Raw genomic sequence first — 12,770 nt, 5'->3', positions numbered from 1 at the left:
TATGGGTATGGTTATGGTCAGATGCCCGCAGACCGGCCGGGCGATCCCCACCGGTATCAGGACCGATCGCGAGAGCTTTCGGCGCAGCGTTGTGTTCTTCGGGCGCACCCGCTGCCCGATCTGCCAATCCGATCACGCCTGGTTCGCGCCGGAGGCCTGGGTCCATGAGCCGAGCGGGTCGCGGCATCACAGCGCGACCTCGTGGAAGGTTGATGTCCAGGCAGATCAGCAGTGATTGCGATGGAGGGACACCATGGCGCACACTCAAAACTATATTGAGCCATCCAGCTGGCTGATGCAGGCCAAGGATTTTCTTGACGAAGCACGACGGCTCAAGCCGGGCCCTGCGCGCAACGAATTAAGAGAGGTGGCGAAGGTGCTGCGCGAGCTTGCGAGGCTCGAGGCGCAATCCCAATCCGGACAGAACCTCGACCGGACGAAGAGAACCTGATTGGGTCTAGGAGCGGCTTTGATTGCAGCGCCGGCGTCACGCCGGCGTATCTTTTTGGGGCTGGCGCGGCAAGGCTCACGCGGCATCGCCCGATTCATCTCCTGACATGCGCCGATCGTCTTGCGCAGCCATGATGTAAGATCGGGCCGGTTTCGTCGAGAAGATTTCCTCGACTTCGAGACGGATGTTGTCGTGGCATTCGCACGCCGCCGCCGCGAGCCGGGTTGGATCGATCTCGATGTGGCCTCGTCGATCGGACTTGATCGCTCCAGACGCGCGCAGATTGCGCATCAAGAGCGTCACTGTCGTTCGTCGCACACCAAGTATTTGCGACAGCGCCTGCTGAGTGAGCGGCAGGACGTCATCGTCGATGCGGTCGCGAACCTGGAGCAGCCAGCGAGCCATACGGGCTTCGACCGGATGCAGCGCATTGCAGGCCGAGCCGAGCTGAAGCTGCACCAGTATCGCCCTGATGTGAATCTGGATCGCGTGCCGGATTGCGGGACTCCGGCTGAAGGCGGCGTAAAATCGCGATGCAGGGACTCGCGCGGCGGTGCCGGCCGCACGTACGATGGCGGTGATGGCCGAAGGAGACGGCCCCAGCACCGAAAGACTACCTACTGCGCCTTCGCGCCCGATCATGGCGGTGGCGACCGTCCGTCCGTCCGCCATGTCGGCCATCAGTGAGATGGCACCGCTATGAGGGAAGAAGACATGCTCGATCCGGTCACCCGCTTGCGAGAGGACTGCGTCCTGGCCGAGCACGATCGTCTCTAGCTCAGGCGCCAGTAGATGGAAATCCGCGGGTGGCAGCGCTGCCAGAAGTCGGTTACCAGTTCCGCTGGAACTCATTACTGCCGCCGACCCGCGGTGGCGCATGCGCCACCTTCTCCGTTCCGCGCGGAGCGAAAAGGCGCTTCGTTATTTCGCATCGTGTTCCATATCGCTTCTGCTCCGCCGCCAGTCGTTTCCATTCGCACCATCTAGGACTTAGATGCAAATGCGCGGCCAGCGACAACTGCAAAATCGGTATGGGTAACATCGTAGGCGCCACGCGCGCGGAGTTCCGAGTTCGGCCGCGAGGTCATTCCCTATTCGGTCGACGCCTTGAACGATGCAGCGGCCGAGAAGCGCGGCATCATCACCGAGCGCGCGCCTGGCCTCGAGCTTCACCTCGATCCCGCCGTGGTGAAATCCGGTGACGCCGCACGGGTGCGCTCGCTGCTCGAAAGCGCGCTGGCCTCGCTCAAGCCAGCGTGAGGCGCGAAGTTGCGTGGCTGCTTTTCTGATCGAGAGAGTCCCCGTGTGGTACCCCTCTCCCTAGCCCTCCCCCGCAAGGGGGGAGGGAACGCAGTTGTGCGTGTGGCTGCTTCAAGGTGATGACAATTGGCTTTCGGTTTGTGAGTCCAGCTCTCACCGCGCAGCACACTGTGCTCCCTCCCCCCTTGCGGGGGAGGGCGGGGGAGAGGGGTAGCCCGGCAAAAGGTACGCGTGAGTCAAATCACCGCGTCACCGCGCCGCGCCTTCCGTAAACGCGGTCTCGATCACTGCGCCAAACGGCTGCCAGGAGCGGCCGTCGAACTGGACCAGCCGCATCTGCTTGATCGGCAGATAGTTATCGGGCGACGTGTTCATCCTGATATTGGGCAGCGCAACGGAGGGCTTGTAATCCCGCAGCGAGGCTGCCTGATGCATGATATTCTCGCGCGAAAAATCGTCGCCGCACTGCCTCAGCACCTTGGTCAGCGCCTCGGCCGCGGCGTAGCCATAGAGCGCCGCACTGTTGTTGGTGCTTTCGACCTGATGATACTTGTCCATGAAGGCGAACCAGTCCTTCATGGCGGGGTCGTCTTTCCATGCGGGATCGCTCGGATCCTTCAGGAAGGCCGCCGAGATCACGCCGGCCGAGTTCTCCAGGCCCGCGGGCGCCATCGCATTGGCGATCGAGGCGGAGGCGTCGTTGACGATGAAGACCGGGTGCCAATTGAGCGACGCCGCCAGCTGGATCACCTTGGCCGCCGTCGAGGGCACGCCGAGAAAGACGAAGATATCGGCGCCCGCGCGCTTGAGGATCGAGACGTGCCCTTCGAGATGCTCATCGGAGATGTCGAAAGCGACGTCGACGAGGACATGACGGTTCAGATCGCCGAGACCTTCCTGGATGCCCTTGTAGAGCATCCGGCCGAACTGGTCGTTCTGCCAGAGCACGACGATCTTCTTTCGGGGATAATAGGCCTGGATGTAGTTGGCGTAGATGCGCCCCTCTGAGCGAAACGGCGGTTGCCAGCCCATGGTCCAGGGAAACGCCCTGGCCTGGCTCAGCTCCTCGTCGCCGGAGGCGACGAACAGCTGCGGGATTTTCTTCTCGTTCAGATACCAGCGCGTGGCGAGATTGCCGGGCGTGCCGAACGAGCCGAACATCAGATGCACGTCGTCCTTCTCGACGAGATCGCGGGTCAGTTGCAGCGCGGTCGCGGGATCGGAATTGTCGTCACGCGTGATGAAGCGGACCTTGCGGCCGTTGATGCCGCCGCGATCGTTGATCATGTCGAAGTAGGCGGCTTCCGCCTTGCCGATCGCGCCGAATTCCGAGAGCGGCCCCGAATAGGGCACGAGATTGCCGATGCGGATTTCCTTGTCGGGCGCGGGTTGATCGAAACGCTGCTCCGACATCGCCCCGAGCGAGGCGAGCGCGGCGATCAAAACGAACAGCAATCTGCCGGTGACGCGCATGCTCGACACCTTGTCGTTGGCCCCCAACGAAGTCGGCTCGATCCGCACCCAAGCGAGTTGATCTACGTCAAGCGTTTGGCAATCCTGTGGCCGCGCGTTGGCACGCCGCATCTCGGCCCAGCCGAAACGGCAGGCGTGTTGACGCGCTGTCGAGCGAGTCCCCGAGTGGTACCCCTCTCCCTAGCCCTCCCCTGCAAGGGCAGGCCAATCGCATATGACTCGTTGCGGCGACCTGCGCGCACGCCTCGTCCTTCGAGACGGCGCTTACGCGCCTCCTCAGGATGAGGCTAACCAGCGTCAGTGCCCCTTTGAAACTGCTGCCGCATACTCCGCCCTCATCCTGAGGAGCCGCCCAAAGCGGGCGTCTCGAAGGATGGCCGCAGGGACAAGTTTTCATATGCGATTGCCCTGTCCCTTGCGGGGAGGGGTGGCCCAGCAAATGCGAGTGGCCGCCCGCAACGACGCTACGGCAGCCCCCGCGCCTCCAACTGATGCACCAGCAACAGCGTCGGCTCGGCAAGACTATCCCCGGAACCATCCAGCCCAAATGCTGCGGCGATGCCGTCGCGGCTGCGCAGCAGTGTGGTGCGCGGGCAGTGGCCGGCGCCGCAGAGCGTCTTCTTCAGGGTCTCGCCCTGTGTGACGAGGTTCGCGGGATCGTTCGCGGCCCAGGCCAGCACGATCGGCGCGTCGACGTTGAGGATGCCGGGAAACACCGAGCGCTTGTCATATTGACCCGCATCCGAGCCGAGATAGGCCTTCTCGCTGTCACTGGCGTCCTTGCCGGCGCGATAGATGCCGGACACCAGCACCACGGCGGCGACATCGGCGCGGTCGGCCTGGAGCTCGGGATGCGCCAGCAGGGTCGCGACATGGAAGGCGCCGGCGCCATAGCCGACCGCGACGATCTCGCGGGCATCGCCGTTGAACAGGTCGATATTGCCGTGGATCCAGGATAGCGCCGCCGCGACGTCCGTCGCGCCCATCGGCCAGGTCGCCGCGGGCGCCAGGCGGTAGTTCACGCGCACCCCGATCATGCCGTTGCGCGCGGCGAAGCACATCGCCTCGTCCTGGATGTCGCGGGACAGGTCCGGCGCGCCGCGGTCGCCGGTAAACGTGTCGCCGGCCACGAACAGCAGCACCGGCCGCGGCGTGTCCGCCTTGGTGGTCTCGCTGACCGCGACGTCGAGCACATTGGCCTCGCTGTCGCCATAGCGCAGGCCGCGCGAGAAGGTGACCTGCTCGCATAGCCGTGCCACGCCGCCGGCCGTCGTGTCGTTATCGGTGAGGCCGATCCGGACGAGATTGGACGGCACGGTTGGTCGCACCGGCAACGGCCCATGTGCGGCGGCCGCGGTTACGGTCAAGAGAAGCAAAAATGCGAGACAATTCTTCATCATGGATGGTGCCGGCCTTGCGCGCTTTATAATATTGGTGCGCCGGTTTGGCCCGTCTTTTCAATTCGCCCTATTAGTTCTTCTTCGTAGTTCATGTTGTTGGATCATCTTGCGGCGATTTCACGGCACCTTTGGTACGCCCGCTCGCCCCGGTTCAATTTCCCGGCTGGAACGTGCAATCCGCCCCACTGCCGTCCTTCTGCCTGATGGCATTGGGGTCGATCGTGCAGCTCAGCTTGCTCAGGCTCTCGAAATTCGATCCTGCCGCGCCGTCAGGCGGGATGCCGGCCAGCGCCTCGGTCGCGAAGATCTCGTTGGCCGTGGATCCGTTCACAGTCTTGACCTTCTTGCCGAAGGTGACCTCGCAGTTGCGCAAGCTGATGTCGACATTGCTGGTGCGGCAGACGATCCTGTCCGCGGTCACCACGATCGGCTTCTTGTAGGGAATATCGGCATTGGCGGCGAACAGCATCGCCACCGCCTTCTTCTCGGCGCCCGACAGGAGCGGCGACAGCGGCGCAATCACGCCCGCCAGCGCCAGCGCCGTGGAGCCCGAGATTTTTGAGGGCGTTGCGCCGGATGCGCCCGCGACATGAGAGACGCCGGCCACAAGGATGGCACCGGCGAGGGAAACCGAGATCGTGAGTTTCGAGATCGTGAGTTTCATGGGTGCCTCTTCTCTCCGGTCACGGCCTCGCCGCCACAAAGCGTGCCGAGCCTATGACAGATTTCCCATCCAGGGGAAGGCTGCATCGTGGCGGGTTTGCTGAACGATCGCGGCAGCCGCCACTCTGCTGGCTGCCGGGCGCGGCAGGCCGGTGCGGGCGTGGACGTCGCCGAGATGCGGATGGGAAATAGTCGAACAGCGTGACGCCGAAGGCGTCGCTGACGCTCGCCGGCGACGCACGCCGGCTGATGTGTCTGGCTCGAGGACAGATGTCCGAAGTTTTAGCGGGTCTACTTTCGCGACGCGGAGGGCTTCTTTTTGGCGGTCTTCTTCGCTGTCTTCTTGGCCGCCTTCTTCTTCGCTGCCTTCTGGGCGCTCAGATACGCCTCGACCTTCCTGGAAGAGTGGCCGGCGGCGGCGACGGCGGCCTTCAGCTTGGCCGGCGTGATCTTGAACTTATTCGACCAGTAGCGGACTTCATAGGCTTCGCCGAGCGCGATCCGGCTTTTGTCGGCGGCGCGGTGTTTCTGGAGCTTGATGTACTCCTCGATCTTTTTGGCGGAGTGGCCGACCTTCTTGACAGCATATTTCTGCTTCTCTCCTGCCCTGGATCGCGTGCATCCAGTCTAGCATGCAATCGGTTTTTGCGGTGCAAGATGCGGAGCGCGTGAGATTGCGCATTGCGGCTGCTTTACCGCGTCGGGTCAATTGGTTGCGGAGCGCGGCGCCGTCTCATGCTGGCAAGGCCGTTCTACTTTGCATGGGGTTGTTTTCGACTTTTTTGCCGTTCGCGCGGCCGTGATGGAACCTAATGGCGGCTGGCACGACTTATCCATGACGCGGGGAGAATCGTGCGAGGCTGTCATGGCAGAGAAGCATACCGCCGATCCGGTAGAGATCATGCGGGCGACCGGTCATCCTGAGCTGGAATATGCCGCCGGCTGGACCATCGCTGGTCTCATCACCATCGGCACCATCGTCGCCGCCTGGGTGTTCGCGATCTAGACTGCTTGCCCTACGGCGTCACCGCTCCGCGTGCGACCGCGCGCGGGGTGGTGAGTTCTTTCCACGTCGAGTTTGCGACATGCACCGGCGAGAATGCCGGACGCTCGACATAGTGCCCGTCGCCGGCCTCTGCGCGCAGATCGCCATCCTTCCAGACGATGCGGCCGCGCGACAGCGTTGCTGCCGGGCCGCCGCTGCAGGAAAAGCCTTCGAACACATTGTAGTCGATCCGGCTCATCTGCCGCTTCGCGCTGATGGTCTTGGTCGCCTTGGGATCCCACACCACGATATCGGCATCCGAGCCGACGGCGACGGCGCCCTTGCGCGGATAGATGTTGAGGATGCGGGCGATGTTCGCCGAGGTCACGGCGACGAATTCCTCCTTGGTCAGCCGCCCCGTGGCGACGCCCGCGGTCCACAACAGCGCAAGGCGATCTTCGAGGCCGCCGGTGCCGTTCGGGATCTTTCTGAAGTCGCCGAGCCCGAACCGCTTCTGCTCCGTGGTGAAGGCGCAGTGGTCGGTCGCGACCACTTGCAGCGAACCCGACTCCAGGCCCGCCCACAGGCTGTCCTGATGCGACTTGTCGCGGAACGGCGGCGACATCACGCGCTGCGCGGAATGATCCCAGTCCTTGTTCTGGTATTCACGCTCATCGAGCAGCAGATGCTGGATCAACGGCTCGCCATAGACGCGTTTTCCCGCGGCCCGGGCGCGGGCGATCGCCTCATGCGCCTCGCGGCAGCTGGTGTGCACGATATAGACCGGTGTGCCCGTCATATCAGCGATCATGATGGCGCGGTTGGTGGCCTCGCCCTCGACCTCCGGAGGCCGCGAATAGGCGTGGCCCTCGGGGCCGGTGACGCCGCGCGCGATCAGCGCCTCCTGCATCAAGGCAACGACGTCGCCATTCTCCGCGTGCACCACCGGCATCGCGCCGAGATGGGCGCAGCGCGCGAACGAGTTGTAGAGCTCGTCGTCGTTCACCATCAGCGCGCCCTTGTAGGCCATGAAGTGCTTGAAGGTGTTGATGCCGTAGGTTTTGACCACGGTCTCCATCTCGTCATAGATCTGCTTCGACCATGAGGTCACCGCCATGTGGAAGCCGTAGTCGGATGCCGCCTTCTCGGATTTGTGGCGCCATTCCTGATAGGCCGCGAGCATCGACTGGCCGGGATCGGGCAGGCAGAAATCCACCACCATGGTGGTGCCGCCGGTCAGCGCCGCCTTCGTGCCGGACTCGAAGTCGTCGGCGGTGACGGTGCCCATGAACGGCATTTCGAGATGGGTGTGCGGATCGATGCCGCCCGGAATGATGTAGGCGCCGCCGGCGTCGATGATCTCCGTTCCCGTTGGCGCCGCGATCGCAGGGCCGATCGCGACGATGCTGTCGCCCTCGATCAGCACGTCCGCACGGCGCGAATGATCATGATTGACGACGGTGCCGCCGCGGATGAGGAGGGTCATGGGAACTCCAAGGGAGAAGAGACAAGGGAGAGAGAAAGAGACGGAACGCGGCGAAGGCTAAGCGCGTCGGTCGCGATGCGACAGGCAAAATTTTAGTCAGCCGCCGATCCTGGCCTCGCTGCGCTCTCTCGGCCTCTACGCCGCCCCTGGCACGGCTGGGAATTCGACATGCGCAACGGCCAGTCCTGGTTCGATCCGAAACGCGTCAAGATCCGGTCATATCCGGTTGCGGTGGAACGCGGCGACGAATTGCAGAAGGGCCCGTATGTCGCCGAGACGTTCCGGTGCATGTCGAAGACAGTTATGTGATTGGCGAGGTCTTAGCCGGCATTGCCGATTGAGATTCCAACGCAAGTGCGATATGGCTCTCGCGCTTTCAGAAGCGGAGACGAGTTTTGTCGAAACAATCCCTGCGTGAGGAGGCCGAGCGCCTGATCCGCGAATCGATGGAAAAGAAGACCATCGTCGTCAAGCAGGGCTCGACCCGCATCGAGGCCGTCTGCGGCAAGTGCGGCGCGCCAAACCGGGTTCAGGCGGAAAAAGGCCAGAGCCGCGTCAAGTTCGCCTGCAAGAATTGCGGGCACCAGCAAGAGACGCTGTAAGGGCTCAGGCCGACCGGCGCCGGCCCGTGCGCCCGATCGCCCTCAGGATCGCCGATCCCGCCTTCAGGCCGGACTGAAGCGCGCCCTCCATGTAGCCGTAATAGGCAAAGCAGGTGTGCTCTCCCGCGAAATACATCCGCTTGTGAAATGCGCTGTTGAGCAGCGGACCGGCGCGCGTGACTTCGCCGGGCGCCGGGCAGGAATAGCCGGCACCGGTCCAGGGATCGGCGGGCCACGCAATGAAGTCCGGAGGCTGGGACAGATTGTCCTCATAGCCGCGATAGACCTGGCCGAGCCGTGACGCGTAGAAGGCATCGACGGCGGTCTTGCCGCCGCGCTCCCATTCTCGAATGGCTTGCTGCGCCGGTCTGCTGCCGGCGAACAGGCTGAGTTCGACCTCGCGCCCGCGCGGCGCGATCTGGTTGTCGGTACCTTCCCATGTGACGCCGAAGCGGTTCGACGTCGCGGCCGGCGCCAGCCCATGATCGATCCAGAAACGGCGCTTGACCGGACTGAGGTATTTCACGGCCGTCCCCATCGAGATGTAATGGTCGGGCGTCAGTTGCGGCGTGATCTCGATCTTGGCGAAGCGGCCGCCCGGCCACAGGCTCGGCGGAATCGCAAGCACGACGTAGTCGGCGAGATGTGAGGCAGCCCCCTCCGGTGTGATCGTCACGCCCTCCTTGTCGACGTCGATCGCAACGACAGGCGAGGACAGATGGACCACCCCTCCGACCTTCCTGATTTCCTCGGCCAGGTGCTCGGCCAGCGACTGATTGCCCTCCGAGCAGCGTAGCGTCTCGGTCTGGGTGAAAAAGGCGGCCGGGTGTCCTTTGAGTGCGCCGCCGTGCACCACCGCGAAATTGGCGAGCAGGCTTTGTCGCTCCACGGGCCGACCCGCGTCGTTGCTGAACTGCTCCTTCATTGCGAGCTTGGCGAGACGCGAGCAAGGTTCGTCCCGAATCCAGTCCGCCATGGATTGCTGGTCCAGCGCGTCCGCGTCTGAAGTGAGCCACGGCGCATGCTTATGGACGTGCCGCGCGCGCCGTGCCATCCGACCGAAGGCCGCCTCCATCTGTTCGAACAGCGTCTTGAGCGCGAACGCGTTCGAGATCTTTCGACCGTCGAGATAGATCGGCATATCGAGATCGAGCGCGTCGAAATTCGAATCCAGCGTGAACAGCGACAGTCCCAGCCGGAACTGGCGCGCCAGGGCTAGCCACAGCGGATGATTATAGCCGATCAGTTCACCGCCGGCTTCGACCACGCCGCTCGATTTGTTCTTGCTCCAGACACGGCCGCCGACGCGTTCACGCGCCTCAAAAATCGTCACGTCGCAGCAATGAGCGAGCGTGTAGCCGGCCATCAGGCCGCCGAGCCCCGCTCCGACGATCGTCACACGCGGCCGTCGCGCCGCCCGCGCCGGGCGCGGCATGTCGCGGGGAGGCGTGGCCGCCGTGACGACCATTGCGTTGGCGAGGGTCGAACTGACAAGCTTCTGACGGTCGAAGCCGATGAACTTCTTGCCGTAACGGCGATTGAGCCGTGCGTAAATCGAGCGCATGATCGAAATCCTCAGATCGAAATCAGAAATCGAAAAACGGTCTCGAACGGTCGAGGATCGGTCCGAAACGAGCGGGCCGCGCCGGCCAGGCCCCAAATTTGACGGGTCCGAGGATCGACGATAACCTGCAACCTTTGGTCGTGTCGAGGGCGGGGGCTCGGATATGGCATCAAGGGCAAAGGCGCGTACCGGCCGCCGGGCGGCCGCCAATCGCAAGGCAGCAAAGCGTGACGACAAGACCGGGTCGGCAGGTGCGGTAAAGCACCCCGTCGTCGTGTCCGGCAGCGCGCGCCCGCCCACCGCGGGGGCCAGGCGTCTGCGCGATGAGAACCCACGTCAGCACGTCGAGATCACACTGACATTGCGTGGACCCAAATTGCCGGACGACGAAAGGCTCGGAGGTCGAGCGCTGTCGCGAGCCCAGTTCAGGGCGAGATATAGTGCCTCGAAGAGCGACGCCGACAAGGTGTCACAGGTTTTGCGCAAATTCGGCCTCAAGGTCGAGGACGTGTCCCTTGAGACGCGGAGCATGCGCGTGAGCGGGACCGTCGCGCAGATGGAGAAGGCGTTTCAGCCCCGCCTCGGCGTCTACTGGAGCAAGGATCAGGGGCAATTCCGCGATCGCGAGGACGACTACAAGATTCCCTCTTCGCTGAAGAAGATCGTCACTGCGCTGATCGGATTCGGCCAGCGGCGTGTCATGTGGCGGAGCAGGGCGAGGATCGGTGCTGGTTTGACGCCGCTCAGCCCATCTTCCCTGGAAGCGCTGTATCATTTTCCGCCCGGGGAGGCCGCTGGCCAGAAGATCGCGATTGCCGAGTTCGGTGGCGGCTATTTTGCCGAGGACCTCGCGCTTCACTGTAAGACATTCGGGCGCAAGAGGCCCAAGGTCGATATCGTCTCGATCAACTGGCCGGTGCGCAACCGCAGGCAAATCGAACTGTTGCCAAAGGACGATCGCCAGGACGCGCTGGACGATACCGGCGAGGTGATGATGGACGTCGAGGTGGTTGCAGGCCTGGCTCCCGGTGCCGAACTGTCGGTCTATTTTGCGAACTTCGATCAGAAGGGCTGGGTCGATTTATTGAACCGCGTCATCAAGGACAGGCCGGTGGCACTGTCGGTGAGCTGGGGCTCTGCAGAAGATTCCAGTGATTGGTCGCCGGCGGCACGTACTGCCATCAACGAGCGGCTCCAGGCGGCGGCCGTGCTGGGAATCACGATCTGCGGTGCGTCCGGCGACGATGGTGCTGGCGACGAGGAAACGGACGGCGCCGCCCACGTGGATTTTCCGAGCTGCAGCCCGTTCGTTCTCGCGGTCGGTGGCACGATGATCGCGCGTCTCGGCGGCGAGATCACGGAGCAAGTGTGGTGGGAGACGCCGGGGCGGCGCATGAAAGCGGGCGGAGGGGCAACAGGCGGAGGAGTGAGTGAGGTATTTCGTCGTCCTGCGTGGCAGCGCGGCCTCGATATTGCTTCCTTGAACGGTTCCGGTCAGTGGGGACGCATCGTGCCTGACATTGCGGCGCTTGCCGGCCCACCCGGCTACGCGATGATCTTCCGCGGCAAGCCGGACTATGGCGGTGGGACCAGCGCGTCCGCGCCGCTCCTGGCAGCGCTCATCGCGCGTGTCAATGCACTTTTGCCGCCGGAGAAGCGGCAGCGCTTTCTTGCTCCATTGCTCTATCGGAAATCGCCGCTTGGCCGGCCGACAGGAGATCTTGTCTGCTACGACATCACCATCGGTCACAACGTATCCAGGCCAAAGCCGGGCGTCGGATACGAAGCAAGGCGCGGATTCGATGCGGTGTCCGGCTGGGGCGTGCCGATCGGCAACGCGCTCCTGCTTGCCCTGAGCTGAACGCCTCGGCTAGCTCCGGTCGACGAAGTTTTTGAACGCGTCCGCGTAATCCGGATGCCATCGCGACAGCGGCGGGCGGTTCTCGACGATATCGCCGGCGGCCCACAGCATGCGCTTCTCGTCGAGCGCACGCGGCACGTCGTTATCGGGGCAGAGGATGTAGAAATCGCGGGCCTCAAGCCGCGCGATCATGAAATCGACGGTCTGCTCCGGCGTCCACGCGCCGGCCGGCTTTTCGGTGCGGCCCTTGGCGGTGAGCCCGGTGAACACGAAGCCGGGGATCAGCAGATGCGCGGTGATATGACAGTCTTTCGTGTTGCGCAGCTCGTGCTGGAGCGCTTCCGTAAACGCCTTCACGCCGGCCTTGGAGACGTTGTAGGCGGGATCGCCGGGCGGGGTGGTGATGCCCTGCTTGGAGCCGGTGTTGATGATCAGGCCGGCCTTGCCGCGCGCGATCATCTGCGGCGCGAAGATGCGTGCGCCGTTGATGATGCCCCACATGTTGACGCCGATGATGCGCTGCCAATTGTCTGATTCCCCGAACAGCGTGCTGCCCGGCTGAATGCCGGCATTGTTCATCAGCAGGTCCGTGCCGCCGAAATGTGCGCCCACCGCGCGTTCCAGTTCCGTCACGCTTTCGATCCGGCTGACGTCGACCGCAGACGTCATCACATTCGCAGCCCCCGCAATCGATGACAGTTTTGTTGCGGCCTCTGCCAGCCGGCCCTCGTCGACGTCGGCGATGCAAACCTTCATCCCGGCGCGCGCAAACGCTGTTGCCGCAGCGAGGCCGATGCCGGATGCGCCCCCGGTGATCACGGCGACATTGCCGTTGGCGATGACAGGATGCGGCATGGCTATTCTCCGGGAAGGGGCATTGCGCTCGGTCGAGCTATAACATGGCGCTCGCGCGACCCTGCACAAGTCGGCATGGGAGATCTTCGTTCCACGACGACTTTACGCCTTTCCGGCGCCGCTGTATTCTATTTGACCTAACGATCCCGCCCAGATCGAACCCAAACAAT

Annotated in this window: 15 protein-coding genes; 7 read left to right on the top strand and 8 right to left on the bottom strand. The window is 63.6% G+C overall.

Annotated elements, in window-relative coordinates:
• Nucleotide 1 precedes the first annotated feature (1 nt).
• Together YUA_RS43750 and YUA_RS0109685 are read left to right on the top strand one after the other, a co-directional pair.
• Nucleotides 2–235, top strand: a complete 234-nt coding sequence (locus YUA_RS43750; protein WP_035970759.1) for a hypothetical protein — start codon at nucleotides 2–4, stop codon at nucleotides 233–235.
• Nucleotides 236–253: 18 nt separating this feature from the next.
• Complete coding sequence (locus YUA_RS0109685) at nucleotides 254–451, top strand: hypothetical protein (protein ID WP_027530504.1); 198 nt, start codon at nucleotides 254–256, stop codon at nucleotides 449–451.
• A gap of 75 nt (nucleotides 452–526) precedes the next feature.
• On the opposite strand, the gene YUA_RS0109680 is transcribed toward YUA_RS0109685, so the two are convergent.
• Nucleotides 527–1,303: a Crp/Fnr family transcriptional regulator gene (locus tag YUA_RS0109680; RefSeq protein ID WP_035970802.1), complete on the bottom strand. Its 777-nt coding sequence runs from the start codon at nucleotides 1,301–1,303 to the stop codon at nucleotides 527–529.
• Nucleotides 1,304–1,558: 255 nt separating this feature from the next.
• On the opposite strand from YUA_RS0109680, the gene YUA_RS51580 reads away from it, so the two are divergent.
• The gene (locus YUA_RS51580; protein WP_245285132.1) at nucleotides 1,559–1,711 is read left to right on the top strand and encodes a hypothetical protein; all 153 of its coding nucleotides are present in this window, start codon (nucleotides 1,559–1,561) and stop codon (nucleotides 1,709–1,711) included.
• A 249-nt stretch (nucleotides 1,712–1,960) separates the two neighbouring features.
• Here YUA_RS51580 and YUA_RS0109670 read toward each other — a convergent pair whose 3' ends face one another.
• The 4 genes from YUA_RS0109670 to YUA_RS48015 form a co-directional block, all read right to left on the bottom strand.
• Complete coding sequence (locus tag YUA_RS0109670) at nucleotides 1,961–3,184, bottom strand: ABC transporter substrate-binding protein (RefSeq protein WP_027530502.1); 1,224 nt, start codon at nucleotides 3,182–3,184, stop codon at nucleotides 1,961–1,963.
• A gap of 464 nt (nucleotides 3,185–3,648) precedes the next feature.
• Entirely contained in the window at nucleotides 3,649–4,581 is a 933-nt protein-coding gene (locus tag YUA_RS0109665) for an alpha/beta hydrolase (protein WP_027530501.1), read from the bottom strand.
• A 154-nt stretch (nucleotides 4,582–4,735) separates the two neighbouring features.
• Nucleotides 4,736–5,248, bottom strand: a complete 513-nt coding sequence (locus YUA_RS0109660; protein WP_035970758.1) for a hypothetical protein — start codon at nucleotides 5,246–5,248, stop codon at nucleotides 4,736–4,738.
• Between the two features lie 290 nt (nucleotides 5,249–5,538).
• A complete protein-coding gene (locus tag YUA_RS48015; RefSeq protein ID WP_245285136.1) occupies nucleotides 5,539–5,748 on the bottom strand; it encodes a DUF3606 domain-containing protein in 210 nt (69 codons plus the stop codon).
• Between the two features lie 364 nt (nucleotides 5,749–6,112).
• Here YUA_RS48015 and YUA_RS50930 point away from each other — a divergent pair, with 364 nt between their 5' ends.
• Nucleotides 6,113–6,253: a hypothetical protein gene (locus YUA_RS50930; protein ID WP_198029393.1), complete on the top strand. Its 141-nt coding sequence runs from the start codon at nucleotides 6,113–6,115 to the stop codon at nucleotides 6,251–6,253.
• Nucleotides 6,254–6,263: 10 nt separating this feature from the next.
• On the opposite strand, the gene hydA is transcribed toward YUA_RS50930, so the two are convergent.
• A complete protein-coding gene (gene hydA, locus YUA_RS0109645; RefSeq protein ID WP_027530499.1) occupies nucleotides 6,264–7,718 on the bottom strand; it encodes a dihydropyrimidinase in 1,455 nt (484 codons plus the stop codon).
• A 168-nt stretch (nucleotides 7,719–7,886) separates the two neighbouring features.
• Between hydA and YUA_RS51575 the strand changes: the two genes are divergently transcribed.
• Nucleotides 7,887–8,027 carry a hypothetical protein gene (locus tag YUA_RS51575; protein WP_245285130.1) on the top strand — a complete coding sequence of 47 codons (141 nt, stop codon included), beginning with the start codon at nucleotides 7,887–7,889 and terminating at the stop codon, nucleotides 8,025–8,027.
• An 86-nt stretch (nucleotides 8,028–8,113) separates the two neighbouring features.
• Nucleotides 8,114–8,320 carry a hypothetical protein gene (locus tag YUA_RS0109635; protein WP_014491844.1) on the top strand — a complete coding sequence of 69 codons (207 nt, stop codon included), beginning with the start codon at nucleotides 8,114–8,116 and terminating at the stop codon, nucleotides 8,318–8,320.
• A 4-nt stretch (nucleotides 8,321–8,324) separates the two neighbouring features.
• Here the strand turns inward: YUA_RS0109635 and YUA_RS0109630 are convergent, their stop codons facing one another.
• Entirely contained in the window at nucleotides 8,325–9,884 is a 1,560-nt protein-coding gene (locus YUA_RS0109630; protein ID WP_027530498.1) for an NAD(P)/FAD-dependent oxidoreductase, read from the bottom strand.
• Between the two features lie 163 nt (nucleotides 9,885–10,047).
• Between YUA_RS0109630 and YUA_RS0109625 the strand changes: the two genes are divergently transcribed.
• A complete protein-coding gene (locus YUA_RS0109625) occupies nucleotides 10,048–11,745 on the top strand; it encodes a protease pro-enzyme activation domain-containing protein (protein ID WP_027530497.1) in 1,698 nt (565 codons plus the stop codon).
• A gap of 9 nt (nucleotides 11,746–11,754) precedes the next feature.
• On the opposite strand, the gene YUA_RS0109620 is transcribed toward YUA_RS0109625, so the two are convergent.
• On the bottom strand, nucleotides 11,755–12,600 hold the full coding sequence (locus YUA_RS0109620; protein WP_027530496.1) for an SDR family NAD(P)-dependent oxidoreductase: 846 nt from the start codon (nucleotides 12,598–12,600) through the stop codon (nucleotides 11,755–11,757).
• Nucleotides 12,601–12,770: the final 170 nt, after the last annotated feature.

The sequence above is a fragment of the Bradyrhizobium sp. WSM3983 genome, assembly GCF_000473045.1.
Classification (GTDB): domain Bacteria; phylum Pseudomonadota; class Alphaproteobacteria; order Rhizobiales; family Xanthobacteraceae; genus Bradyrhizobium.
Note: the sequence above shows the minus strand (reverse complement) of the source record. Positions and strands in the feature narration are given on the sequence as shown.

Coding starts and splice junctions, on each gene's coding strand:
- YUA_RS0109620 (WP_027530496.1), bottom strand. CDS start 12,600: ATGCCGCATCCTGTCATCGCCAACGGCAATGTCGCCGTGATCACCGGG.
- hydA (WP_027530499.1), bottom strand. CDS start 7,718: ATGACCCTCCTCATCCGCGGCGGCACCGTCGTCAATCATGATCATTCG.
- YUA_RS51575 (WP_245285130.1), top strand. CDS start 7,887: ATGCGCAACGGCCAGTCCTGGTTCGATCCGAAACGCGTCAAGATCCGG.
- YUA_RS50930 (WP_198029393.1), top strand. CDS start 6,113: ATGGCAGAGAAGCATACCGCCGATCCGGTAGAGATCATGCGGGCGACC.
- YUA_RS0109630 (WP_027530498.1), bottom strand. CDS start 9,884: ATGCGCTCGATTTACGCACGGCTCAATCGCCGTTACGGCAAGAAGTTC.
- YUA_RS0109665 (WP_027530501.1), bottom strand. CDS start 4,581: ATGAAGAATTGTCTCGCATTTTTGCTTCTCTTGACCGTAACCGCGGCC.
- YUA_RS0109680 (WP_035970802.1), bottom strand. CDS start 1,303: ATGAGTTCCAGCGGAACTGGTAACCGACTTCTGGCAGCGCTGCCACCC.
- YUA_RS0109670 (WP_027530502.1), bottom strand. CDS start 3,184: ATGCGCGTCACCGGCAGATTGCTGTTCGTTTTGATCGCCGCGCTCGCC.
- YUA_RS0109625 (WP_027530497.1), top strand. CDS start 10,048: ATGGCATCAAGGGCAAAGGCGCGTACCGGCCGCCGGGCGGCCGCCAAT.
- YUA_RS0109660 (WP_035970758.1), bottom strand. CDS start 5,248: ATGAAACTCACGATCTCGAAACTCACGATCTCGGTTTCCCTCGCCGGT.
- YUA_RS0109685 (WP_027530504.1), top strand. CDS start 254: ATGGCGCACACTCAAAACTATATTGAGCCATCCAGCTGGCTGATGCAG.
- YUA_RS43750 (WP_035970759.1), top strand. CDS start 2: ATGGGTATGGTTATGGTCAGATGCCCGCAGACCGGCCGGGCGATCCCC.